Origin of the sequence: Amycolatopsis sp. WAC 01375 (genome assembly GCF_003947325.1) — a bacterium.
Lineage (GTDB): Bacteria > Actinomycetota > Actinomycetes > Mycobacteriales > Pseudonocardiaceae > Amycolatopsis.
The window spans coordinates 55,185-77,401 of the sequence record NZ_QHHW01000060.1 but is presented as its reverse complement, the minus strand read 5'-3'; the positions used below and the strand labels follow the sequence as shown (position 1 = coordinate 77,401).

Here is a 22,217-nt window from a genome sequence, read left to right as displayed (position 1 = left end):
GAGCGACCATGCTGACTTATCCGAATTCCAGCGCGATGGACGCCACGGCGTCCTCGGGCGGGCCGATCACCATCCTGCCGCAGATCCTCACCGGGCAGCCGGAGCAGATCGCCAAGCACGTACTCGAGGTGCTCAAGAAGGCCAACGAGTTCCTCACCATGTACAACGAGGTGACGAAGGCCGCCGAGCAGCTGGGCAAGATCTGGTCCGGCGGCGCGTCGGACTCCGCGCTGAAGAAGATCACCGACTCCCTGAACTCGCTGACCAAGATCATCCAGGTCGTGCAGAAGGGCGCCGAACTGCTCGGCGTCGCCGGGACGCTGATCAAGACCGCGCAGACCGCCTACAAAGCGGTGGTGTCGGCGGTGAACCCGACGGTCGCCGGTCTGATGTCGAATCCGTGGACCTACGGCGCCGCTGTCGCGCTTTCCACCGCCACCAGTGCTTCGCTGCGCGCGTTCATCACCGCGATCGGCGCGCTGCTGAAGGCGCTCGGCGTGGTCGACCTCGCCAACCAGATCACCCAGATCGCCACCATCATCGGCGAAGTCCAGAAGCTGTTCGGGCACAACGACGCCGGTGACAACGGCGCCGCGGGCAACTCGGCGGTCTCGGGCACCCCGATCACCAACCCGCAGGCACCGGGCTCGGTCGCCAGCGGTTCGGGACAGGCCGCCGTCGGTGGCTCCGGCGGAGGCGCTTCCGGCGGTGGCACGACGCCGGGCGAGACGCCGCCGTTCACCCAGTACCGGCCGCCCGCGCTGGGCGGCAACGGTTCCCAGGGCAACTGGCCGGGTGGCGCGGACGCCTGGATCCCGGTGGACAGACCCTCCGGTGGGGGCGCGGGTTCCGGAGGCTCGTACCCGGGGGCGGGCGCGGGCTCTGGGAACACGGTCACCATCACCACCGACCTGAGCACCGGCAAGTCCACCGTGCAGGCGCCGGGCGGGCAGGACATCGATATCGACATCGACATGAACTACGGCGGCAAGCACTTCGAGCAGCACATCGATATCGATGCGGGAGCTGACTCACCGGCGAAGGGCAGGTAGCCGTGTGGGGGAGCGGTGTGGTCGACGCGTCGGGCGTCGTCAGCTCGATCCTGTCGAATTACCGGCGGCTCGTGGTCGAGTACCAGCGGCGGGTCCCCGGTGATCCCGCCGCGCTGAACGCGGCGAGCCAGCGGTGCGGCGAGCGGGCGTCGACGGTTTCGGGCCGGGCGGAGGAGATCGGCAAGGCGGCCAAGGCGCTCAACGCGTCCTGGGAAGGCGACGCGTACATCGCGTTCTCCACCTCCGCCGCGAACTTGAGCCAGGAACTCGCCGAGCTCGGCACGAAACTGGGCGACCAGTCGAACCGGCTGCGGGGAGGCGCGCAGGCCCTGCAGGGCGCGAAGTCCTGTGTGGACTCGATCCTCGCGCAGTTCGACCAGTACGCCGCGCAGCTCACCAGCCAGGCGCGGACGGCGAACGCGAACGCGGTCAACGCGTTCATCTCCGCCGCCCGGCAGCTCGGCGAACGCGCCGCGCAGGCGGCACAGGAGATCGCGGACGAACTGAGCGAGGAACTCGCGCGGCTGTTCCCGCCGGAGGGCACCGGCCGGATCGAGCACGAACTGGGCAAATGGGGCCGCGGCCCGTTGTACTGGCTCAACGGAGACGCGCTCGACGGCCGCAGGCGCCCGCGCTCGCATCCGTCGTGGTTCGGCAATTCCGGCTGGAAGAAGCTCACCTGGGACGGTCTCGAAGGCACGCGCGCCCCGCGCGCGGGTGACACGCCCTTCGGCAGGCCGAAGCCGGAAGGCCTGCGCGACAAGGCTTGGGGCAACACCGAGATCACCTACGCCAAGTGGAAGCAGGAGCAGGACGGCTTCACGCCGGGGTGGGACGCCAAGGTCTCCTCGCAGGGCTGGGACTTCAAGGCGTCCGGGCACGCCGAATTGGCCGCGTTCAAGGAAGAACTCGAACGCAAGGGTGAATGGGGCGTCGCTTCGGGCAGCGCCAAGGGGACCGCGTTCGTCGGCGGTGAGGTGAACGGTTCCCTCCAGGCGGGCGCGCACGGTGTCGGCGTGCACGCCAACGCTTTCGTCGGCGGCAAGATCGAAGGCGAGCTCGCGGCCGACGTGGCCGGGGTGGGCGTCGGCGCGAGCGGCACCCTCCAATATGGACTCGGCGCGCAGCTCGACGGCCAGGCCGTTTACGACGCGGGACACATCAAGGTCGACTTCAAGGCCGGTGTCGCGCTCGGTCTCGGCGCCGGGATCGGCGCGAAGATCGACATCGACCTGCCGAAGATCGCGGACACCGTCGGCGAGTACGGCGGCGCGGCCGTCGACGCGGTGAGCGGTGCGGCGGGCGAGGCGGCGGACGCCGTCGGCGAGGCATGGGACGACGCGATCACCTACGTGGGCACGTGGTGAGCGGGATGAGCACGGAGGAACGGGTTTCCCTCCCGCTCGGCTTCGACATCCCCGAGGGCTGGGTGCCCGTCGAGCCGGCGTCCGTCGGCGCCGACGGCGCGGTCTTCGTGGCGGTGCACTCCGCGACGGACGGCGAGTTCACCCCCAACATCACCCTGAGCGTCGGGCAACGGCCGGACCAGGCGCGGATCACCGACATCGCCGACGAGGCCGTCGAACGCCTCGGCCGGTCGATGGCCGCCCTCGAAGTGGTGCGGCGCAAGGAGATCGGCACTCCGGTCGCGCCGGGGGTGACGCAGGTGCTGCGCATCCGCACCGGCGAAGGACAGGATCTCGTACAGACGCAGGTGCAGCTGACCGTGCCGGGGGCGAGCCCGGCCGAGCGGCTGATCCTCCAGATCGCCTGCACCGCGACACCCGAGGCGGCCCGCGGCCTCGGCGACGACTTCCGGCGGTTCGTGGGCAGCGTCCACGTCCGGCGGGATTCCACCGCAGATGAAGGAGAAGACTCGTGACCACCGACCCCTACGCCATGCCGGACATGGACGAGTTGCTGGACCAGGTCCGCAAGCAGACCGAAGAGGTGCAGCGCATCCAGCGTTCGGTCGAGGCGATGGAGGTCAAGGCGCACTCGCGGCAGAACGAAGTCACCGTCGTGCTGCGCGGAGACGGCCGCTTCACCTCGATCGACATCGACCCGCGCGCACTGCGTCAGTACGACGCGCGCAACATCTCGGAGATCGTGCTGGAGGCGGTCAACAACGGGCTCCAGAAGCTGGCCGAGGCCAGCAACGCCAAATTCGCGCCCGTCATCGAGTCCGCCAAGTCGATCGAAGCATGACGGCCGCGATCGCGGGCTCCACCCGGCGCGTCACGGTGGTGACACCGCGGGCGCGTGTCGACGTGGCGCTGCCGCAGCAGAGCACGTTCGCCGAACTCGTCCCGCAGCTCGTGCGGCTCGCGGGTGCTTCGGGGCAGGCGTCGGCCGAGCATCCCGGATGGGTGCTGTCCCGGCTCGGCGGCGCTCCGCTCGCGCTCGGGCTCACGGTCGCCGCGGCGCAAGTGCGCGACGGCGAAGTCCTCCATCTGACCCCGCGGGAACGCCCGCGGGGTCCACTGCTGTTCGACGACGTCGTTGATTCGATCGCCGGCGTCGCCGAGTCGGGTACCGGGCGGTGGGGTCCCTCGGTGGCGCGCAAGGCGGGCATCGTCGCGTCCGTGGTGCTGCTGCTCGCCGGTGGACTGCTGGTGCAGGCGGCGGCGTCCGGCAGTGTGCTGGCGCCGATCGGCACCGGACTGCTCGCGCTGGTACTGGTGCTGGGCGGGGGCGCGTTGAGCCGAGCGTACGGCGACGCGGAGGCCGGCGCGGCCGGCGCGCTCGCCGGGGTCGGCGCGGCGTTGCTGGCCGGGATGTCGATCCTGCCGCCGCATCCGCTGTTCTCGCTGTCGGCCGGACCGCTGGCGGCCGGGCTCGCGGTGGTGACCGTCTATGGCGTGATCGCGGCTGTTTCAGTGGCGGACCGGCTGCCGTGGTTCGTCGCGGTGACCGTGTCGGCCGGGCTCGGCGCGATCACCACCGCGATCGTCCTGCTGGCCGACGTCCGCCCGGTTTCGGCGGCCGCCGTGGTCGCCGTCGTGGCGACGGCGCTGGCCGCGGTCGCGCCGATGATGGCGCTGCGGCTCGGCAGGCTGCCGCTGCCCAGGGTGCCCGACGACATGGACGCGTTCCGTGCCGACGAGGACCCTTCGCTCGGCGAGGACATGGTCGGCGGGACGACTTACGCGCAGGCGCTGCTGACCGGGCTGCTCGTCGCGCTCGGACTCGTCGTGGTCTCGGCTTCGGTGGTCCTGTCGTCTTCCGGCGGGGCTTGGGAAGCGGGCTTGTGCGCGCTGCTGGGTCTGGCGCTGATGCTGCGCTCGCGCGCCTTCGCTGGCCGTTCGCAGCGGGTGGTGCTCATCGGATTCGGCGCGGCGGCCTTGGCGGCGGCCGGTTTCTGGCTCGCCGCGAGCGGGCCGCGTTCGTTCGTCTTCGCCGCGGGCTGTGCCGTCGTCGTCGCGGCGGGCGTCTGTCTCACCTACGCGACGCGTGTCGCGAAGGGACGTCGTTCTCCGTACTGGGCAAGGACTCTCGACATCGTGGAGTTCCTGGTGCTGCTCTCGCTGATCCCGTTCGTCGGCATGATCGCGGGCGTCTACGAGGCCGTACGAGGCTGATCTCTTCTCCGCATTTCGGCACCTGGTTGCGATCCTTGCGCGCGCAAGGATCGCAACCAGGTGCCGAAATGCGGTGTGCGCGTTACGTCCGTGGAGACTCCTTCCCTACCCTCAGAGAAGAAAGGAGTCCTCCACGGACCGTCCCCTCAGTTCTCCAGCGCCAGCGGCAGGGTCCGCCGGACCGCCGCCGCGTGCCGTCCGTGCAGCGGGATCACCGCGACCCCGCTCGGCCGCACGGTCTCCGCCCCCGGTCGTCCGCCGACCCGGATGGTCACTTCGGACTTCTCCCGTCCGCCAGGTGTCCGGTGGAGCGTGTACGAAGTCGCGGTGAACGCCGATCCGGGGACGTGAAGATCCAGCGTCCGCGCGAGATTCCGCTCGGACCGTGGCCGGTAACAGACCTGCGACGCGCCGCCCCAGTCCCAGGAACGCCAGCCGTTCACCGGCGCGCCCTGGCCGTGGCCGAGCGCGACGCGCAGTTCTTCCGCCACTTCACCGGCTTCGAGCACGGTGCTCTCGAATCCGGCTTCGGCCAGCGCGCCCATCAGTCTCAACGCCGCGCAGGCGGTGCTCCGCAGTGCGCCGAGTTCCCCGCCGCCGCGGGCGAGCGCCGCGATCGGCGCGTTCTCGGGCCGGTACCGGACGGTGAGCCAGCGGACGCGGAGCACGGACTGTCCATTGGGGACGGTCCAGGTCAGAAGTTGCGCGCTGGACAAAGGGATCCCGGTCCCCGCGAAGGCCTCGCGCAGGATGGCGACGAGGGTGTCCGGCCCGGGTGCCATGGCGCCGGGGGTGAGCCGCACGATGGCGCTCCAGCCGTCGCTGACCTCGGCGACACCGAAGCGGTTGCCCGCGCGGTCGACGTGCTGGCGTACCCGGGCGGGACCGGCGAGCCGGTGCAGCGGATCGGGGATCTCGTTCTTGTCCCGGCGTTTCAGCCGGTAGCCGGCCCAGGTGAGCAGCCAGCCCGCGAGGTGACGTCCGGCGAAGCGGACTGACGTCGCCAGCACAAGGAGGCCGGCGACGGAAGTGATGCTGATCTGCGCCGCCGGGGGGATCCCGTCCATGGTGAAGGCCAGGAGGATCGCGATCCCGGCGATCTCCCAGAGCGCCGCCTGCAGCGGGCGGATCGGCAGCAGCCAGGGCAGCGGCGCCGCGCCCGCGACACCGCGCGCTGGAGCCTGGTCCGGGACCGGGCGGGCCGGGGCTTCAACCGACAAGGAATTCCCCTCCTCCGTGCACGCGCCCGACGGTAGCCGCGCCCCGCGCGGGGGAGGGGCGTAAAAAATACCCTCACCGCGAACCGGGCCCAGACCTAACGTGAGCACCCTCGAACGGGTGGGCACGAACGGCGGGGGACGGGGAGCGTGTGGACGCAGCGGGACCAGATCCAGGCCTACCAATTCCTCCGCAGGAGACTGGTTTCGGCACTCGTCTCGGCTGACGCCAACCATCCGGTCGCCCCGAGCCGCAGGCTGGTCATCGGAACCCTGTGCGGCCTCGGCGTCGCGCTGCTGGTCACCGCGGTGTTCGGCGTGATCGGCCTGCTGAACCCCTCCGGCGGCAAGGACTGGCTGGCGGGCGGCAAGGTGATCGTCGAGGAGGGCACCGGCGCGCGCTACATCCTCGGCCAGGACGGCGCGCTGCATCCGGTGCTCAATTACGCCTCCGCGCGGTTGATGGCCGGCGGCAACGGCGAGGCCACCGTGACCGTCCCTTCCGACAAGCTCGCGAAGGCACCGCGCGGTTCGCAGATCGGCATTCCGGGCGCGCCCGATTCGCTGCCCGCGGCGGCCGCGCTGGTGAACACCCCGTGGACGAGCTGCACGCGGACCACCCAGGACGCGCCGGCGTCGGCCGAACCGGAGACGACGGTGCTCCTCGGCGCGCCCGCCGCCGGGGTCGACCTGCCGAGGGACCAGGCCGTCGTGGTCCGCGTCCCCGAGGGGGAGCGTTACCTCGTGACGGCGGGACGCCGCTACAAGCTCACCCCGGAAGCCGCCACGGCGTTGCAGTTCGACACCTATCCGGCGATCGCGGTGTCGTCCCGGTGGATCGGCACCGTCGCCGCCGGACGCGATCTGGCCTACCGCGCGGTCGAAGACGCCGGACGGCCCGGCCCGAAGGTCGGCGGCGCCGCGACGAAGGTCGGTTCGGTACTCGGCGTCGTCGACGCGATGGCGACACCGGGCGACGCGACGTCGTACTACCTCGTCCACCCCGAAGGACTCGAACCGATCGGCCAGACCGAGGCGAGCCTGCTGATCAACACGCCGCAGAACGCGGACGCCTACACCGGCGTCCCGGCGCCCGTCGCGGTACGCGCCGCCGACGTCGCCGCCGTGCCGAAGGTCGGCACGGCGAGGGCGGGCGGGGCCGATCCCGCGGAGTATCCGGACCGGATCCCGCGAAAAGCGCCCGTTACCGGACAGTCCGTGACGTTATGCGCACAGGGTTCTCGAATCGTTATCTCCGCACAGGTCCCGTTGCCGCAAGGTGCGAAGGCGATCCCGGTGACGGCGCGGACGGACGCGTTGGTCGCCGACGCGGTTTTCGTGCCTCCGTCGGGAGGCTCGGTGGTGGCGGAATCCGGTTCCGGCACGGTTTACGTCGTGACCGACACGGGCTTGAAGTACCCGGTGGCGAGCAGTGAGGCACTCGCTTCCCTCGGATACGGCCAGGCCGAACGGCAGCCGGTTCCGAATGGATTACTGGCGCTGGTGCCACGCGGACCCGCGCTGGATCCGGCGCAGGCGGGCCGTGCGGTGTCCGCGGCAGGTGGGACGGGGTGAGCGGGAACGTGCAGATGACTGAAGACAGGCCGGAGACCGACCGGGTCGACGTCGCGGTGATCGAAGACCATCCGTTGTACCGGCACGCCGTGGTCCGGGTCCTCACCGAAGCCGAAGGGATCGAACTGGGCGCGGTGGTCGATTCGGTCGCCAGGTTCCACGTCCATCCGCAGCCGCCAGGCAGCGTGGTGCTGCTCGACCTCGGCCTGCCGGGGATCGCCGGAGCGGCGGCCGTGCTCCAGGTGTGCGAACTGGGGCATCACGTGCTCGTGGTGTCCGCGCAGGCGGAACCCGAGCAGGTGCTCGGCGCGATCGCCGCCGGTGCCAAGGGATTCCTGTCCAAGGACGTCGACGTCGACGAGCTGCTGATCGCGATCAGGACGGTCGCGCAGGGCCGTGCCTACGTTTCCGCGGTGGTGGCCGGAATGATCATCAAGGACAACGCCGACCGTCCCGTGGCGGCTCCGGACGTCGCGCTTTCCGCGCGCGAGAAGCAGGTCCTGCGGCTGGTCGCGGCGGGCGAACGCGACGTCGACATCGCCCGCATCCTCGGTATCGGAGTCCGGACGGTTCGCGGTTATCTGGACCGGATCCGTGACAAACTCGGAGAGAGAAGGCGGGCCGGTCTGGTCCGCAAGGCCATCCAGCTCGGGCTCGCGTCTCCGCCGGAGGTGCCCGGCCCGTCTCGGCCGGTCGTGCCCCGCGCCGACGCGGGCGGATTCGAAGGACGCCGGTGAACGCAGACGAGCAGCAGCCGAAACGCATCATGCCGATCAACGTCGGGGTGATCGAAGATCATCCGCTGTACCGGGACGCCGTCGCGCGTGTCCTCACCGAAGCGCCCGACATCGAGCTGGGCGCCGTCGCCGACTCCGTCGCGCGGTTCGCCGTCCAGGAGCAGGCTCCCGGCAGCGTCGTCGTCCTCGACCTCAAGCTGCGCGGTGTCCAGGACGCCGCCGCGGTACTCGAGGTGGGACAGATGGGGCACAAGGTGCTCGTGGTGTCCGCACACGCCGAACAGCCCGAGGTGCTGGGCGCGATGCAGGCCGGTGCCAAGGGCTTCCTGTCCAAGGACGTCGACGGCGACGAACTCCTGCGCGCCATCCGCACCATCGCCGACGACAACGCGTACGTGTCGCCGACGCTGGCCGGAATGATCATCCAGGACAGCGAGGACCGCCACGCCGGGCCCAAGATCGTCCTGTCCGAAAGGGAGAAGCAGGTCCTGCGGCTGGTCGCGGCCGGCGAACGGGATGTCGACGTGGCCGAGATCCTGAACATCAGCGTGCGGACGGTGCGGTCCTACCTCGACCGGATCCGGGACAAGACCGGGGAACGACGGCGGGCCGGGTTCGTGCGGGTGGCGATCCGGGAAGGGCTGCTGCGGTAGGTGGTCGGTCCAGTGGGTCGTGAGTGGCGATTCGGGTTAGAACCCGAATCGCCACTCACGACCCACTGGACCACACGGCCGCTAGAGCCGCGGGCCGGAGAAGTTCACCCGCAGCGTGTAGACCGAACTGGACGCGGTGATGAACAGATCGTTCCGCCGCGGTCCGCCGAAGGTCAGATTCGAACAGACCTCCGGGACCCGCAGCTTCCCGATCCGCGTGCCGTCGGGCGCGAAGCAGTGCAGGCCGTCGTGCGCGGCGGCCCAGACCCGGCCCGCGGCGTCCAGGCGCACGCCGTCGAAACCACCGGCGTCGCAGGTCGCGAAGACCTCGCCGCCGGAGAGCCGCCCGTCTGCCACCGAGAAAACCCTGATGTGGCTGGGGTTCTGGCGCGTGTCCACGATGTAGAGCCGCGATTCGTCCCACGAGAACGCGAGCCCGTTCGGACGCGAGAAATCGTCCGCGACGATCCGCACGGAACCGTCCACCGGGTCGGCGCGGTAGACGTGGCAGGCGCCGATCTCGCTTTCCGCCTGATGGCCTTCGTAGTCGCTGTCGATCCCGTAACTGGGGTCGGTGAACCAGATCGCGCCGTCGGAGGACTCGACGACGTCGTTGGGGCTGTTGAACCTCTTGCCCTGATAGGTCTCCGCGAGGACGGTGGTCGTGCCGTCGTGTTCGGTGCGTGTCACCCGGCGGTTGCCCTGTTCACAGCTGACGAGCCTGCCCTGGCGGTCGACGGTGTGCCCGTTGTGGAATCCGGCGGGCTCCCGGAACACGCCGACCGCACCCGTGGTCTCGTCCCATCGGAGGACGCGGTCGTTCGGGATGTCGCTGAACACCAGGTACCGGCCCGCCGGGAAGTAGGCGGGCCCCTCGGTCCACCGGCAGCCCGTGTGCAGACGCCGCATCCACTCGTCGCCGTTGACGCGGGCGAACCGCTCGTCGAGGACTTCGAAGTGTGCCTTGACCATGTCCATGAAAACCCCAGTACTCCGAATGAGATATCGCGGTCATCATGAACCGCCGAACCTGATACGGTCAACACATGGATGGCGTGGATCGCATACTGCTCACGGAGTTGCAGCGGGACGCGACTCAGGCGTACGCCGCGCTCGGCAAGGCGGTCGGGCTGTCGGCGGGCGCCGCGCACGAGCGGGTCCGCAAACTACGCGAACAGGGCGTCATCCGACGCACGACCGTCGACGTCGATCCGGCGGCGGTCGGTCGCGGGGTGATGGCGTTCGTGCTGATCGAGGCGGGCTCGTGGATGGGCGACTCGCCGACCAAGGCCGCGCTGGAGGCGTTGCCGGAGGTCGTGGAGGCGCACATCATCGCGGGCCCGGCCTCGCTGCTGGTGAAGGTGCGCACGCCGACCACGGAGGAACTCCAGGCATCACTACGCAGGCTGTACGCCATCGAGGGCGTCACCGGGACGCAGACGATCGTCGTGCTCGAATCCTTCTTCGAACGCTCCGTGAACGCTAGAGGCGACGGTTCGCCAGAACGCCCGTCGCCGCCCGCGCCTTCCCGCTGACCGCGGGATCCAGTTCGACGACCACCAGTTCCGGCCCGGGGCCCAGCTGCGTGTGGACGCGGCCGAACCCGTCGGACACCGTGGAGTAGCCGATGCCGGTCGGCGCCTTCGGGTTCACCGGCGTGGAGGTCGTGGCCGGATCGGCCTGCCCGCAGCCGAGGACCCAGCAGCCGGAGTCGAGCGCGCGGGCGCGCACCAGCACTTCCCACTGCTCGCGTTTGCCCTCGCCCGCGCCCCAGGACGTCGGCACGAGGACGATGTCGGCGCCGTCGTCGGCCAGCTTCCGGAACAGCTCCGGGAAGCGGATGTCGTAACAGGTCGCGAGGCCGAACGTGACCCCGTCGACCTTGAAGGTGGCGGGCGCGGTGCCGGGGACGACCGTGTCGGATTCGGCGAACCCGAAGGCGTCGTACAGATGGATCTTGTCGTAACCGAAGTGCTGTCCGGCGCCGGTGACCAGCAGGGTGTTGCTCACACGCCCGTCGGGCGACGGCGTGAACATGCCCGCGACGACCACCACACCGTGCTCGTCGGCGATGGACGCCACAGTGGACGCCCACGGTCCGTCCAAAGGTTGCGCCACCGGTCCGAGCGGGATACCGAAGCGCGCCATCGCCGCTTCGGGGAACACCACGATCCGCGCGCCGTCGGCCGCCGCGGCCGCCACGCCTTCGCGAATCGGCTTCAGGTTCGTTTCGGGATCCTCGGCGGCCGTGAGCTGGCACAACCCGATTCGCGGCACGGCCGCCTCCCTCATCGTGGGATCGCTGGTCACCACCCCAGTGTGCCTGCTCGCGGCGATCGGGCCACCTCGTACCCTTGACCCATGCTGAACCGTACCGACCTGCGTGGACAGGTCCCGTCCGTTGCCGAACTCAGGAGCACGCTCCCGCGTGCCGAGTACGACGTGGACGCGGCGCTGCATCACGTACGGCCGGTGGTCGAGGCGGTCCGCGATCGCGGCGTCGAGGCGGTTCTCGAGTACACCGAGAAGTTCGACAAGGTCCGTCCCGGCGGTGTGCGTGTCGCCGCCGCGGAGCTCACCAGCGCGCTCGAGAACCTGGATCCGGCGGTCCGGGAGGCGCTGGAGGAGTCGATCGTCCGCGCACGGAAGGTCCACGGTGATCAGCGCCGTCAGGACGTCACGACCGAGGTCGTCGACGGCGGCACCGTCACCGAGCGCTGGATCCCGGTGGAGCGCGTCGGGCTGTACGCGCCGGGCGGGCTGGCCGTGTACCCCTCGACCGTGGTGATGAACGTCGTCCCGGCGCAGATCGCCGGCGTCGGCACGCTCGTGCTGTGCTCGCCGCCGCAGGCCGCGTTCGGCGGGCTCCCGCACCCGACGATCCTGGCCGCGGCCGAGCTGCTCGGCGTCGACGAGGTGTGGGCCGTCGGTGGCGCGCAGGCCGTCGCGCTGCTCGCGTACGGCGGCACCGACACCGACGGCACGACGCTGGAGCCGGTCGACATCGTCACCGGGCCGGGCAACATCTACCTCACCGCGGCGAAGCGCATGCTGCGCGGCATCATCGGCATCGACTCCGAGGCGGGCCCGACCGAGATCGCGATCCTCGCCGACGAGACCGCCGACCCGGTGCACGTCGCCGCCGACCTGATCAGCCAGGCCGAGCACGACCCGCTCGCCGCGAGCGTGCTGGTCACCACGTCCGAAGGGCTCGCGGACGCCGTCGACAAGGAACTGACCGGCCGCGTGGGCGCGACCAAGCACTCCGAGCGGGTGACGGAGGCCTTGAGCGGCAAGCAGTCCGGCATCATCCTCGTGTCCACCATGGACGACGGGATCCGCGTCGTCGACGCGTATGCCGCGGAACACCTGGAGATCCAGACCGCGGACGCGCGTTCGGTGGCGGCCCGCGTGCGCAACGCGGGCGCGATCTTCGTCGGTGCGTACGCGCCCGTCTCGCTCGGCGACTACTGCGCCGGGTCGAACCACGTCCTGCCCACCGGTGGGTTCGCGCGGCACTCGTCCGGCCTTTCGGTGCAGAGCTTCCTCAAGGGCGTGCACGTCGTCGACTACAGCCAGGACGCGCTGCGCGAGATCGCCGGTCGCGTCGTCGCGCTGGCGAACGCCGAAGACCTGCCCGCGCACGGCGAGGCCATCACGGCGCGGTTCGAGGGGGAGCGGGCATGAGCATCGGCGAGGAGATCACGCTCGACGCGCTCCCGTTGCGGGAGGACCTGCGGGGCAAGACCCCGTACGGCGCGCCGCAGCTCGACGTGCCGATCCGGCTCAACACCAACGAAAACCCGTACCCGCCGCCGGACGCGCTGGTGGCCGACGTCGCCGAGGCCGTCCGCGCCGAAGCCGCTTCGCTGCACCGTTACCCGGATCGCGACGCCGTCGCGCTGCGCCAGGACCTCGCGGACTACCTCGCGGTGTCCACCGGCGTGCTGGTGTCGGAGTCGAACGTGTGGGCCGCCAACGGATCCAACGAGATCCTCCAGCAGATCCTGCAGGCCTTCGGCGGCCCCGGCCGCTCGGCGCTGGGCTTCGAACCCTCGTACTCGATGCACCCGATCATCTCGGCAGGCACCCGCACCGACTGGCTGCCGGTGCCGCGCCGCGACGATTTCACGCTCGACACCGAGAAAGCGGCCGCGCTGGTGCGGGAACGCCGTCCGGACATCGTCTTCGTGACCAGCCCGAACAACCCGACCGGCGGGTCGATCCCGTTCGGCGAGCTGCGCGGCCTGCTCGAAGCGGCGCCGGGCATCGTGGTGGTCGACGAGGCGTACGCGGAGTTCTCGTCGCAGCCGAGCGCCATCGAGCTTCTCGAGGAGTACCCGGCGAAGCTGATCGTGTCGCGCACGATGAGCAAGGCGTTCGCCTTCGCGGGCGGACGGCTCGGGTATCTCGCGGCCGCGCCCGCGATCGTCGACGCGCTGCAGCTGGTGCGGCTGCCGTACCACCTTTCGAAGCTCACGCAGGCCGCCGCACGGGCCGCGCTGCGGCACGCGGACGCCACGCTCGCCTCGGTCGCCAAACTCGCGGCCGAACGCGACCGGGTGGTGGAAGCGTTGCTGGGCTTGGGATTCACGCCGGTCCCGAGCGACGCGAACTTCGTCCTCTTCGGACGGTTCGCGGACGCGCCCGCGACCTGGAAGTCCTATTTGGACAACGGCGTGCTGATCAGGGACGTCGGCATCGAAGGGCACCTGCGGGTGACCATCGGGACGCCGGAAGAGAACGACGCCTTTCTCGAGGCCAGCAAGGAGGTGCCGCGATGAGTCGCGTCGGCAAGGTGGATCGCACCACCAAGGAATCGTCCATTTCGGTCCAGCTCGACCTGGACGGCACGGGACAGGTGGAGATCGACACCGGTGTCCCGTTCTACGACCACATGCTCACCGCGTTCGGCGTGCACGGCTCGCTCGACCTCAAGGTGCAGGCGACCGGTGACGTGCACATCGACGCGCACCACACCGTCGAGGACACTGCGATCGTGCTCGGCCAGGCGCTGCGGCAGGCGCTCGGCGACAAGAGCGGGATCCGCCGCTTCGGCGACGCGTGGATCCCGATGGACGAAACCCTCGCGCACGCCGCGATCGACGTCTCCGGACGCCCGTACTGCGTGCACCTCGGCGAGCCGGAGCAGTTCAACAGCTTCACCATCGGCGGGAACTACCCGTTCGTGCTGACGCGGCACGTGTTCGACTCGCTGTCGTTCCACGCGCAGATCGCGTTGCACGTGCGGGTGCTGCACGGCCGCGACCCGCACCACATCGCGGAGGCCGAGTACAAGGCCGTCGCGCGTGCACTGCGTGCCGCCACCGAGCCGGACCCGCGGGCGGGCGGCATCCCGTCCACGAAGGGCGTCCTCTAGTCCTGTCGCAATTCGTCACCTGGATGCGCGAATGTCGCATTCAGGTGACGAATTGCGTTGTAGGTGTTGAGGAGTACGCCGGACGGGGTCGCGGTGGTGCCGGCGAACTCCAAGGTCTGTGCCGGGGTTCCGGCCGCGAAGAAGCGCTTGCCCGTGCCCAAAAGGAGCGGGTAGACGGCCAGCACGACTTCGTCCGCGAGGCCGTGTTCGAGCAGTATCGACGTCAGCGTGGAGCTGCCCGAGAGGACGAGGTCCGGGCCGTCTTGAGCCTTGATCCGGTGGACGTCCTCGGCGATGTCCGGGCCGAGCCCTTCGAACGGCCCCCATTTCAGGCTTTCCGGCCGGTGGGTGACGACGTACTTCGTCGCCGCCTTGAGCCGGTCCGCGAGCGGATCGCTCGGCGCATCCGGCCAGTATTCCGACCAGAGGTCGTAGGTGCGACGGCCGAGCAGCAGGTCGAAGCTTTCGGTGTGCGCGGCCATGATGGCTTCGCGGCCTTCGGGCGTCCGATACGGCATGTTCCAGCCGCTGTACGGGAAGTCGTTCTCGTCGGCGGAGTGCTGGATCACGCCGTCGAGCGTGACGTGTTCGATGATCTTGAGCTTTCTCATCACGCCTCCAGTAGTGCGTCGAGCTGGGGCATCGCGGCGCGGAAGCCTTCTTCCATCCCCGGGATCGTCTTCTCCATGGCTTCGACGCTGGAAAACCGGGTCACGTGGATCAGGCGTGATCCGGTCGGCGTCGTCTCGAAAGTGAACGTCATCGAGGACGGCATGTCCTCGTCCGCGGCGTTGTCTTCACCGTCTTCCGCCTCGAACGAGTCGATGGGGTGCACCGCGGTGAACTTCCACGAGTTGGGCCATTTCTCCCCGTTCGGCCCGGACAGGAAGTACTCGGCGCGGCCGCCGACCCGGAAATCGTGATGGGTGAAGGTGGCGGGCGCGAAAGGTGGCCCCCAAAAACGCTCGAGTTGCCGTGGATCGGCCCAAGCCTCCCAAAGGCGTTTTCGGGGAACGGGGAAGTCCGCCACGAGGGTGAGGCTGAGCTGTTCGGGATCTTTGGTGACCGAGGTGATCGGCATCGTCAGTTTCCTTCCCGCAGGACATCGTCGAGCTGCGCCACACGCTGGCGCCAAAGGACTTCGTAGGAGTCGAGAAGTTCACCGGCGCGCTGGAGCCGCGTGCGGTCGGTCGAGACCAGCTGCTCTCGACCGTTGGCACGTTTGCGCACGAGACCCGCGCGCTCCAGTACCGCGACGTGCTTTTGCACGGCGGCGAAACTCATCTCGTACCGCGCGGCGAGATCGGACACCGACGGCGCCTCCGCGATCGCCCGCGCCAGGATGTCGCGGCGCGTGCCGTCGGCCAAGGCGCGGAAGAGCTGGTTGAGCGACTCCTCGCTCTCCTCCAGAAGTACAACCATGTGGTTGTACGTTAGCCGTGTCCGGTCGCGAGGGCAAGGCCCGGCCCGGCGCGGTCGCGGTGGCGGACGTGTGGCAGGGTGGCGGTCGTGAGTAACACGACCATCGCTGTGCTGCTGTTCGCGCTCGGCGGCTTCCTGATCGGCGGCGTCTACGCGACCTGGAAGAGCGTCAAGTTCATGGCCGTCGTGCTGGGGATCGGCGCGCTGCTGGCCATCGGCGGCGCCATCGCCTGGCTCGCCTGAGCTCGGCCCGGTAATTCGGCTGCGCGCCGCGACGACGGCGAGCATGCTGTCCGGCATGTCCGGAAACCCGCGCTCGGTCGCCGAGGTCGTCCGGCTCCAGCGATCGGGGAGCCGCGTCAAGTTCCTGTTCTTCTGGGGCCATCGGCCCCGGCGTCACGGCACGATCGGGCCGGAATGCTTCAGCCAGTGGTGGCCCGCCCGATTCACCGCCGACGGCGAAACCTTCTCGACGGCCGAGCATTACATGATGTGGCGCAAAGCCGTTCTGTTCGACGACGCCGAGGGCGCGGCGCGAATCCTCGGCGCCCGGCATCCGCGTGAGGCCAAGGCGCTGGGCCGCGAAGTGCGGGGATTCGTGCAGGGCCGCTGGGAAGACGAACGCTACGGCATCGTCCTCGACGGAACGATCGCGAAGTTCGGGCAGCACCCGGACCTGCGCGACTTCCTGCTGGGAACCAAGAACCGTGTGCTGGTCGAGGCCAGTCCGCTCGACGCCATCTGGGGGATCGGGCTCGCCACCGACCATCCGCAGGTCGAGAACGCGGAACGCTGGCGCGGCCTGAACCTGCTCGGCTTCGCGCTGGGAGAGGCCCGCGCGGCGCTCGCTTGAGTTCGTGAAGGGGGCCTTCACGTACTTATTGAGGGGTAAGGCGAAGGTGGCAGGTTGCGAAAGCCACTTTCGCAACGTTGAAGGTTGCGAAAGTGGCTTTCGCAACCTTCAACGGCGGCTACTTCGAGGCGTCGACCAGCTCTCGCTCGTCAGGAGCGTCCAGCTGCTTCGCGAGCTTCTCGCCTTCGACGTCGACGTCCGGCAGCACCCGGTCCAGCCACTTCGGCAGCCACCAGGCACCGCGTCCGAGCAGGGACATCAGCGCCGGCACGATGGTCATCCGGATCACGAACGCGTCGACGAGCACCCCGAAGGCCAGCGCGAACCCGATCGACTGGATCAGCGAAGACTCCGCGAGGACGAATCCGGCGAACACGCTGATCATGATCAGCGCGGCGGCGACCACGACGCGGGAGCCGTGCCGGAAGCCGGTGACCATCGCCTGCTGCGGGTCGGCGCCGTGGACGTATTCCTCCCGCATCCGCGTCACCAGGAACACCTGGTAGTCCATCGCGAGCCCGAACAGCACACCGATCAGCAGGATCGGCAGCATGCTCATGATCGGCCCGGTCGTCTTCACCCCGAGCAGGTCGGTGAGCCAGCCCCACTGGAACACCGCCACCACGGCACCGAACGTCGCGACCACGGAGCCGAGGAAGCCCAGCGTCGCCTTCAGCGGGACCACGATCGACCGGAACACCAGCATCAGCAACAGGAACGCGAGTCCGACGATCAGCGCGAGATAGGGCAGCATCGCGTCGGCGAGTTTCTCCGAGACGTCGATGTTGGCCGCGGTCTGGCCGGTCACCGCCAGCGACGCGCCGGTGGCCGTGCCCAGTTTCGGGTTCAGGCCGCGGATGTCGCTGACGAGGTCTTCGGTCGCGGTGCTGCTCGGGCCGCTCTTCGGGATGACGGTCAGCAGCGCCAGGTCACCGGCTCGGTTGACCTTCGGCGGCGTGACGATCGGGCGTTCGGGGAGGCCGCCGATATCCGCGGCCGCCTGCTGGAGCGCGGCCTGGCGGTCGGTGCTGCCCGCGAGGTCGACGACGATCACGAGCGGCCCGTTCGCGCCTTCGCCGAAGCTACGGGCGACGGTGTCGTAAGCCTTGCGCTGGGTGGTGTCCGGCGCGGCGGTGCTGTCGTTCGGCAGGCCGAGCTGCATGCTCGCGGCCGGGACGGCGACGATCGCGAGCCCGGCGATCGCGGCGATCAGCACCGGGATCCGGTGCCGGGCCACGAAACGTGCCCAGCGCTCGCCGTGTGTCGTCGCGTTTTCCTTGCGGCGCAAGCGGATCTTGCCGCCCGCCAGTTTGCCGCCCGCGAAGCCGAGGATGGCGGGCAGCAGGGTCAGCGCGATGACGACCGCGATGGCGACGGTGATCGCCGCGGCGATACCCATCTCGCCGAGGAACGGGATGCCGACGACGGTCAGGCCCGCCAGCGCGATGATCACGGTCAGCCCGGCGAACACCACCGCGGAGCCCGCCGTACCGGTGGCGCGTCCGGCGGCTTCCTCCGGATCTCGGCCGATCGTCAGTTCGTGCCGATAACGGGAAACGATGAAGAGCGCGTAGTCGATGCCGACGGCGAGGCCGATCATCAGCGCGAGCACCGGCGTGTTCGTGTTCAGTTCGAGGAAACCGGACGCCGTCGTGATACCCGCCATGCCGATGCCGACGCCGATGAGCGCGGTCAGCAGCGGGATCCCGGCCGCGAGCAGCGAGCCGAAGGTGATGATCAGGACGACGGCGGCGACCGCGACACCGAGGCCTTCGGTGGCGTTCGTGGCGGGCATCGCCTGGACGGCGTCACCGCCGAACTCCACCGTGTACCCGGCGGCCTTGGCGGAATCCGCCGCGGCCATCAGGCCGTCGCGGTCGGCGTCGGTGAGCTCGAAGCCCGGCACGCGGTAGCTGACCTGGGCCAGTGCCACGTGCTTGTCGGGCGAAATCGCCTGCTGCTGCAGCGGGTCGATCACGCCGGCGACCTTCGGCGCGTCCTTGAGTCCGGTGACGAGACGCGCGATCGCCGCCTGTCCGCCGGCGTCGGTGATGTCACCGGGCGTCGAGATGACGACACGTGCGGTCGCGCCGCCGGCGGCGGCTTCGGGGAATCGGTCGGCGAGCTGGTCGATCGCCTTCTGCGACTCGGTGCCGGGGATGGTCACCGAGTTCGAAAGCTGGCCGGACAGGGTCAGCGCACCCGCGCCGAGGGCCACCAGGAGGACGGCCCACACCGCCGTCACCAGTGCCCGGCGCCGGAACGAGAACCGGCCCAGTCGGTACAGGAAGCTGGCCACGAAAGTCTCCCGTTCACTCGTTCAGGTTCATTCCAAGCTAGCCGATCGGCTAGGGCGCTACAAGCCGATCGGCAAGTGTGTGACTAGCCGCACGGCTAGTACTCGTTTGGCTCGGCGGGCTCGCTTGACGTAACCTCCGACGGCTGAACGAGGAGGGAACATGGACGTCGTCCAGGCGGAGGACACCCGCACGCGGCTACTGCGCACGGCGTTGGGGTTGTTCACCGAACACGGCGTGGAAGGCACCTCGCTGCAGATGATCGCGGACGCCCTGGGGGTCACCAAGGCGGCCGTCTACTACCACTTCAAGACGAAGGCGGAGATCACCGAATCCGTCGCCGAACCCGTGCTGCGCGAGCTGGAGGACATCGTCGACGACGCCCGCGCCCAGCGCACGCGCGGCGCGCAGATCGACCATCTGCTGGACGGCTTCGTCGACCTCGTGGTGCGCCACCGGGCGCTGGTCGCCCTGTTCTCCAGCGACCCCGGCATCGCGCGGGCGATCGAAAAATCCGTCCACCGCTCGGAAAGCTTCAAGAACCGGCTGCTGGAGATCCTGGTCGGCCCGGAGCCGGACGTGCTGGGGATGGTCACGGCGCAGGTGCTCCTTGCCGGTATCGCCCTCGCCGGCGGCTCGCCGGAGGTCGCCTCCCTCGACGACGAGACGCTGCGCGAAACGCTCCTCAGCGTCGGCCGCAAGCTCTACAACCGCCCGCGCCGCCGCTCGTGACCGATGTGTTCAAGACAGCAGCCGCGATCCGCGCGACGCTGTCGGCATGAACATCGATCTGAAGACGGCGGCCACGTTCATGGCCACCCAGGCGCGGCTGCTGGACAGGCGGCGTTTCGAGGTCCTCTTCCGCGATGGCGACCCGGCGGCGGCGCTCGCCGCGCTGGAGGGGTACCGCAATCCCGACGGCGGCTACGGCCACGGGCTCGAACCCGACTGCCGCTCGGCGACCAGCCAGCCCGGTGGCGCGCTGCACGCTTTCGAAGTCTTCGCCGACATCGGCCCGGCGACCAGTCCGCGCGCGGCCGAACTCTGCGACTGGCTCGCCTCGATCTCCCTGCCCGACGGCGGGATCCCGTTCGCGTTGCCGATGCCGGATCCCTTCGGCAGCGCGCCGTTCTGGGCGAGCGCGGATCCGTCGGTCTCCTCGCTGCAGATCACCGCGATCGTCGCGGTCACCGCGCTGCGCGTCGCGGCGCACGATCCCGCGGTCGCCGCGCATCCCTGGCTCGCGAAGGCCACGCGCTACTGCATCGAGGAGATCGAGAAGCTCGACGAGGCGCCGCACGCGCTCGTGCTCGCCTTCGCGATGAAGCTGGTGGACGCGCTCGGCGACACGCGACTGGTCGGGAAACTCGGCCGGTTCGTCCCGGACGACGGCGTGCTCGCCGTCGGCGGCGGGATCGAGGGTGAGGCCATGCGCCCGCTCGACTTCGCGCCGGAACCCGGCAGCCTGGCGCGGAAGCTCTTCCGGTCCGACGTCGTCGAAGCGGACCTGCGGCGGGTGGCGGGCGGGCAGCACGACGACGGCGGCTGGCGGGTCGACTACACGAGCTATTCGCCCGCCGCCGCGCTGGAGTGGAACGGGATGTTCACCGTGGGCACGCTGGGGCTCCTGCGGGCCAACGGCCTGGTCTAGGGGAGACGGCGCAGGAACTCCGGCGGAACGGCGGCGGTGAGCCAGACGCCGTTCGCGCTCACCTGGAATTCGTGTCCGGCGGCGGACATCCGCCGTGCGTCCACGGCGAGCAGGACCGGGGCGCCGCGCCGCGCCGCGACGGTCCGCGCGGTGTCCACGGTCGCCGAGAGGTGCACGGCATGCCGCTTCATCGGCCGGAGTCCCTCGTACATGATCGCGTCGAGGAACCGGGAAACCGTGCCGTGATAGAGCACGTCCGGCGGGATGGCGGCGGGCAGCGCGAGGTCGACGGCGACGCTGTGCCCCTGGCTGGCGCGGATCCGCAGGCCGTCGTCATCGAAGGCGAAGCGTCGTTTGCCGTTGCCCTCGACCACTTCGTCGAGCTCGGCGCGGGTGAGGTTCAAGCCGTTGCGCCGCAAGGCGGCCAAGAGCGTGTCGACTTCGACCCAGCCGTCGGGGGTCAGGGTGATCCCGATGTCGCCGGGAGCGTGCCGAAGATGCCGTGAGAGCCGTTTCGAGGCTCGGATGAGGTGTTTCTTGTCCATTTCGCGTCCCAGTGACGCATATCCGGCCCCCGCGTGGCAACGGAATTCAGATGCCGCCCTCGGAGGCCGGGCGCAGTTTCCCCGCGCCGGGGCCGAATCGGGACATCTGGTCGTCGGCGTTGTACAGCCCGCAGCTGCGCAGGGAAAGGCACCCACAGCCGACGCAACCGGTCAGCCTGTCGCGCAGGCGCTGCAAAGCGTCGATCCGCGCGTCGAGTTCGTCCTGCCATCCTCGCGAGAGGCGGGCCCAGTCGGCTTTGGTGGGGGCATGGTCCCTGGGTAGGGTCTCCAGTGCCGCGCTGATGTCGTCCAGGCTGAGGCCGACCCGCTGCGCGGCACGGATGAAGGCGATCCGGCGCAGTACCGAACGCGGATACCGTCGTTGGTTGCCCGCCGAACGCTCCGAGCTGATCAGCCCTTTGTCCTCGTAGAAACGCAAAGCCGTATGGGGCACGCCGCTGCGGTCGGCGACCTGCCCGATGCTCAGGTGTTCAGCCAGTCTCGTCACGTCGCCAGGCTAGCCTTGACTTCGACCTAAGTCGAGGTTGCAACCTCGGTTCATGACCACTGACACCAAGACCGGCTACGAGGATCTGCCGAGGCTGATCTCGTTGATGACCGGGGACGAGAAGCACCAGGCGGCCGCGGAGTCCACTGTGGACGTCTTGTGGGTGCTCTACGACCGTGTGCTCGACATCACCCCGGAGACCCTCCGTGACCCGGGCCGGGACCGCTTCCTGCTGTCGAAGGGGCACGGCCCGATGGCCTATTACGCCGTGCTGACGAAGAAGGGTTTCATCCGGGAGGACGAACTCGCCGACTGGACTTCGGCCGAGTCCCGGCTCGGCCACCATCCCGATCGGGCGCGGCTTCCCGGAGCCGAGATCTCCAGCGGTTCGCTCGGACACGGGCTCCCGCTGGCCATCGGTACCGTGTTCGGCCTGCGCGCCAAGGGATTCCGCGACGCCAAGGTCGTCACGCTCGTCGGCGACGCGGAACTCGACGAGGGCTCGAACGCCGAGGCCATCGCGATCGCGGGCCGCATCGGCATGCCGCAGCTGACCGCCGTCGTCATCGACAACTCCTCGGCCACGCACGGCTGGCCCGGCGGGCTCGCGCGCCGGTTCGAGGTCGAGGGCTGGACCACCCGCACCGTCGACGGCCGCGATCACGAAGCGCTCTACGAAGCCTTCACCACACCCCATCCGGACCGGCCGCTCGCCGTGGTCGCGACCGTCGAGCGAAAGGCCTGAA

26 protein-coding genes are annotated in these 22,217 nt (G+C 69.7%); 17 read left to right on the top strand and 9 right to left on the bottom strand.

The features are described 5' to 3' along the window. Positions 1–8 precede the first annotated feature (8 nt). Genes DL991_RS40700 through eccD form a run of 5 tightly spaced genes read left to right on the top strand, consistent with a single transcriptional unit; the run spans position 9 to position 4,633 of the window. A complete protein-coding gene (locus tag DL991_RS40700; RefSeq protein ID WP_125789669.1) occupies positions 9–1,052 on the top strand; it encodes a hypothetical protein in 1,044 nt (347 codons plus the stop codon). Positions 1,053–1,069: 17 nt separating this feature from the next. Next, positions 1,070–2,419, top strand: a complete 1,350-nt coding sequence (locus tag DL991_RS40695; RefSeq protein WP_125789668.1) for a WXG100 family type VII secretion target — start codon at positions 1,070–1,072, stop codon at positions 2,417–2,419. A gap of 5 nt (positions 2,420–2,424) precedes the next feature. Next, the gene (locus tag DL991_RS40690; protein ID WP_125789667.1) at positions 2,425–2,934 is read left to right on the top strand and encodes a hypothetical protein; all 510 of its coding nucleotides are present in this window, start codon (positions 2,425–2,427) and stop codon (positions 2,932–2,934) included. Continuing rightward, the gene (locus DL991_RS40685; RefSeq protein ID WP_199746568.1) at positions 2,931–3,260 is read left to right on the top strand and encodes a YbaB/EbfC family nucleoid-associated protein; all 330 of its coding nucleotides are present in this window, start codon (positions 2,931–2,933) and stop codon (positions 3,258–3,260) included. Before DL991_RS40690 ends, DL991_RS40685 begins: the two co-directional genes overlap by 4 nt. Then, positions 3,257–4,633, top strand: coding sequence for a type VII secretion integral membrane protein EccD (gene eccD / locus DL991_RS40680; protein WP_125789666.1), 1,377 nt, complete (start codon positions 3,257–3,259; stop codon positions 4,631–4,633). Before DL991_RS40685 ends, eccD begins: the two co-directional genes overlap by 4 nt. A gap of 146 nt (positions 4,634–4,779) precedes the next feature. Here the strand turns inward: eccD and DL991_RS40675 are convergent, their stop codons facing one another. Then, entirely contained in the window at positions 4,780–5,853 is a 1,074-nt protein-coding gene (locus tag DL991_RS40675; protein ID WP_125789665.1) for a type VII secretion protein EccE, read from the bottom strand. Positions 5,854–6,000: 147 nt separating this feature from the next. Here DL991_RS40675 and eccB point away from each other — a divergent pair, with 147 nt between their 5' ends. The 3 genes from eccB to DL991_RS40660 are packed head-to-tail and all read left to right on the top strand — an operon-like array spanning position 6,001 to position 8,815. After that, positions 6,001–7,425, top strand: coding sequence for a type VII secretion protein EccB (gene eccB, locus DL991_RS40670; RefSeq protein WP_125789664.1), 1,425 nt, complete (start codon positions 6,001–6,003; stop codon positions 7,423–7,425). Between the two features lie 14 nt (positions 7,426–7,439). Then, positions 7,440–8,162, top strand: coding sequence for a response regulator transcription factor (locus tag DL991_RS40665; protein ID WP_233599302.1), 723 nt, complete (start codon positions 7,440–7,442; stop codon positions 8,160–8,162). 29 nt (positions 8,163–8,191) lie between these two features. Beyond that, positions 8,192–8,815, top strand: a complete 624-nt coding sequence (locus tag DL991_RS40660; RefSeq protein WP_125789682.1) for a response regulator transcription factor — start codon at positions 8,192–8,194, stop codon at positions 8,813–8,815. Between the two features lie 81 nt (positions 8,816–8,896). On the opposite strand, the gene DL991_RS40655 is transcribed toward DL991_RS40660, so the two are convergent. Continuing rightward, positions 8,897–9,793 carry an SMP-30/gluconolactonase/LRE family protein gene (locus tag DL991_RS40655; RefSeq protein ID WP_125789662.1) on the bottom strand — a complete coding sequence of 299 codons (897 nt, stop codon included), beginning with the start codon at positions 9,791–9,793 and terminating at the stop codon, positions 8,897–8,899. Positions 9,794–9,861: 68 nt separating this feature from the next. On the opposite strand from DL991_RS40655, the gene DL991_RS40650 reads away from it, so the two are divergent. Then, positions 9,862–10,350, top strand: a complete 489-nt coding sequence (locus DL991_RS40650; protein ID WP_125789661.1) for an Lrp/AsnC family transcriptional regulator — start codon at positions 9,862–9,864, stop codon at positions 10,348–10,350. Here the strand turns inward: DL991_RS40650 and DL991_RS40645 are convergent. Continuing rightward, positions 10,298–11,092, bottom strand: coding sequence for a carbon-nitrogen hydrolase family protein (locus DL991_RS40645; protein WP_125789681.1), 795 nt, complete (start codon positions 11,090–11,092; stop codon positions 10,298–10,300). The genes DL991_RS40650 and DL991_RS40645 overlap by 53 nt on opposite strands. Before the next feature lie 84 nt (positions 11,093–11,176). Here DL991_RS40645 and hisD point away from each other — a divergent pair, with 84 nt between their 5' ends. From hisD to hisB, 3 genes are read left to right on the top strand one after another with little or no spacing between them, the layout of a single operon-like run. After that, entirely contained in the window at positions 11,177–12,502 is a 1,326-nt protein-coding gene (gene hisD, locus DL991_RS40640; protein WP_125789660.1) for a histidinol dehydrogenase, read from the top strand. Continuing rightward, positions 12,499–13,599: a histidinol-phosphate transaminase gene (locus DL991_RS40635; protein ID WP_125789659.1), complete on the top strand. Its 1,101-nt coding sequence runs from the start codon at positions 12,499–12,501 to the stop codon at positions 13,597–13,599. The genes hisD and DL991_RS40635 overlap by 4 nt, the downstream gene beginning before the upstream one ends. Further along, a complete protein-coding gene (hisB, locus tag DL991_RS40630; RefSeq protein ID WP_007029930.1) occupies positions 13,596–14,195 on the top strand; it encodes an imidazoleglycerol-phosphate dehydratase HisB in 600 nt (199 codons plus the stop codon). Before DL991_RS40635 ends, hisB begins: the two co-directional genes overlap by 4 nt. Here the strand turns inward: hisB and DL991_RS40625 are convergent. Genes DL991_RS40625 through DL991_RS40615 form a run of 3 tightly spaced genes read right to left on the bottom strand, consistent with a single transcriptional unit; the run spans position 14,192 to position 15,617 of the window. After that, the gene (locus DL991_RS40625; protein ID WP_125789658.1) at positions 14,192–14,806 is read right to left on the bottom strand and encodes a dihydrofolate reductase family protein; all 615 of its coding nucleotides are present in this window, start codon (positions 14,804–14,806) and stop codon (positions 14,192–14,194) included. The two genes, hisB and DL991_RS40625, sit on opposite strands and share 4 nt — an antisense overlap. Then, a complete protein-coding gene (locus DL991_RS40620) occupies positions 14,806–15,276 on the bottom strand; it encodes an SRPBCC domain-containing protein (RefSeq protein WP_233599300.1) in 471 nt (156 codons plus the stop codon). Before DL991_RS40620 ends, DL991_RS40625 begins: the two co-directional genes overlap by 1 nt. Before the next feature lie 2 nt (positions 15,277–15,278). Beyond that, a complete protein-coding gene (locus DL991_RS40615) occupies positions 15,279–15,617 on the bottom strand; it encodes a helix-turn-helix transcriptional regulator (RefSeq protein WP_125789657.1) in 339 nt (112 codons plus the stop codon). A gap of 87 nt (positions 15,618–15,704) precedes the next feature. Here DL991_RS40615 and DL991_RS43150 point away from each other — a divergent pair, with 87 nt between their 5' ends. Then, positions 15,705–15,860 carry a hypothetical protein gene (locus tag DL991_RS43150; protein WP_016335988.1) on the top strand — a complete coding sequence of 52 codons (156 nt, stop codon included), beginning with the start codon at positions 15,705–15,707 and terminating at the stop codon, positions 15,858–15,860. Positions 15,861–15,915: 55 nt separating this feature from the next. Next, the gene (locus tag DL991_RS40610; protein ID WP_233599298.1) at positions 15,916–16,470 is read left to right on the top strand and encodes an NADAR family protein; all 555 of its coding nucleotides are present in this window, start codon (positions 15,916–15,918) and stop codon (positions 16,468–16,470) included. A 118-nt stretch (positions 16,471–16,588) separates the two neighbouring features. Here DL991_RS40610 and DL991_RS40605 read toward each other — a convergent pair whose 3' ends face one another. Next, on the bottom strand, positions 16,589–18,769 hold the full coding sequence (locus DL991_RS40605; protein WP_125789655.1) for an MMPL family transporter: 2,181 nt from the start codon (positions 18,767–18,769) through the stop codon (positions 16,589–16,591). A gap of 160 nt (positions 18,770–18,929) precedes the next feature. Between DL991_RS40605 and DL991_RS40600 the strand changes: the two genes are divergently transcribed. Together DL991_RS40600 and DL991_RS40595 are read left to right on the top strand one after the other, a co-directional pair. Beyond that, positions 18,930–19,499, top strand: coding sequence for a TetR/AcrR family transcriptional regulator (locus tag DL991_RS40600; protein ID WP_125789654.1), 570 nt, complete (start codon positions 18,930–18,932; stop codon positions 19,497–19,499). A gap of 46 nt (positions 19,500–19,545) precedes the next feature. After that, positions 19,546–20,418: a hypothetical protein gene (locus tag DL991_RS40595; protein WP_125789653.1), complete on the top strand. Its 873-nt coding sequence runs from the start codon at positions 19,546–19,548 to the stop codon at positions 20,416–20,418. Here DL991_RS40595 and DL991_RS40590 read toward each other — a convergent pair. Together DL991_RS40590 and soxR are read right to left on the bottom strand one after the other, a co-directional pair. Next, entirely contained in the window at positions 20,415–20,963 is a 549-nt protein-coding gene (locus DL991_RS40590) for an RNA 2'-phosphotransferase (RefSeq protein WP_125789652.1), read from the bottom strand. The two genes, DL991_RS40595 and DL991_RS40590, sit on opposite strands and share 4 nt — an antisense overlap. Before the next feature lie 46 nt (positions 20,964–21,009). Next, positions 21,010–21,471, bottom strand: a complete 462-nt coding sequence (soxR, locus tag DL991_RS40585; RefSeq protein ID WP_125789651.1) for a redox-sensitive transcriptional activator SoxR — start codon at positions 21,469–21,471, stop codon at positions 21,010–21,012. A 52-nt stretch (positions 21,472–21,523) separates the two neighbouring features. Between soxR and DL991_RS40580 the strand changes: the two genes are divergently transcribed. Beyond that, positions 21,524–22,216 (top strand): transketolase, encoded by a 693-nt coding sequence (locus DL991_RS40580; protein WP_125789650.1) that lies wholly within the window; start codon positions 21,524–21,526, stop codon positions 22,214–22,216. Position 22,217 lies beyond the last annotated feature (1 nt).

Bases quoted from the DNA above. Each gene is read 5' to 3' on its own strand.
- DL991_RS40610 (WP_233599298.1), top strand. From the start codon at position 15,916: ATGTCCGGAAACCCGCGCTCGGTCGCCGAGGTCGTCCGGCTCCAGCGA.
- DL991_RS40650 (WP_125789661.1), top strand. From the start codon at position 9,862: ATGGATGGCGTGGATCGCATACTGCTCACGGAGTTGCAGCGGGACGCG.
- DL991_RS40690 (WP_125789667.1), top strand. From the start codon at position 2,425: ATGAGCACGGAGGAACGGGTTTCCCTCCCGCTCGGCTTCGACATCCCC.
- DL991_RS40580 (WP_125789650.1), top strand. From the start codon at position 21,524: ATGACCACTGACACCAAGACCGGCTACGAGGATCTGCCGAGGCTGATC.
- DL991_RS40625 (WP_125789658.1), bottom strand. From the start codon at position 14,806: ATGAGAAAGCTCAAGATCATCGAACACGTCACGCTCGACGGCGTGATC.
- DL991_RS40615 (WP_125789657.1), bottom strand. From the start codon at position 15,617: ATGGTTGTACTTCTGGAGGAGAGCGAGGAGTCGCTCAACCAGCTCTTC.
- DL991_RS40700 (WP_125789669.1), top strand. From the start codon at position 9: ATGCTGACTTATCCGAATTCCAGCGCGATGGACGCCACGGCGTCCTCG.
- DL991_RS40620 (WP_233599300.1), bottom strand. From the start codon at position 15,276: ATGCCGATCACCTCGGTCACCAAAGATCCCGAACAGCTCAGCCTCACC.
- DL991_RS40590 (WP_125789652.1), bottom strand. From the start codon at position 20,963: ATGGACAAGAAACACCTCATCCGAGCCTCGAAACGGCTCTCACGGCAT.
- hisD (WP_125789660.1), top strand. From the start codon at position 11,177: ATGCTGAACCGTACCGACCTGCGTGGACAGGTCCCGTCCGTTGCCGAA.
- hisB (WP_007029930.1), top strand. From the start codon at position 13,596: ATGAGTCGCGTCGGCAAGGTGGATCGCACCACCAAGGAATCGTCCATT.
- DL991_RS40635 (WP_125789659.1), top strand. From the start codon at position 12,499: ATGAGCATCGGCGAGGAGATCACGCTCGACGCGCTCCCGTTGCGGGAG.
- DL991_RS40600 (WP_125789654.1), top strand. From the start codon at position 18,930: ATGGACGTCGTCCAGGCGGAGGACACCCGCACGCGGCTACTGCGCACG.
- eccD (WP_125789666.1), top strand. From the start codon at position 3,257: ATGACGGCCGCGATCGCGGGCTCCACCCGGCGCGTCACGGTGGTGACA.
- DL991_RS40665 (WP_233599302.1), top strand. From the start codon at position 7,440: ATGACTGAAGACAGGCCGGAGACCGACCGGGTCGACGTCGCGGTGATC.
- DL991_RS40595 (WP_125789653.1), top strand. From the start codon at position 19,546: ATGAACATCGATCTGAAGACGGCGGCCACGTTCATGGCCACCCAGGCG.
- DL991_RS40655 (WP_125789662.1), bottom strand. From the start codon at position 9,793: ATGGACATGGTCAAGGCACACTTCGAAGTCCTCGACGAGCGGTTCGCC.
- DL991_RS40660 (WP_125789682.1), top strand. From the start codon at position 8,192: ATGCCGATCAACGTCGGGGTGATCGAAGATCATCCGCTGTACCGGGAC.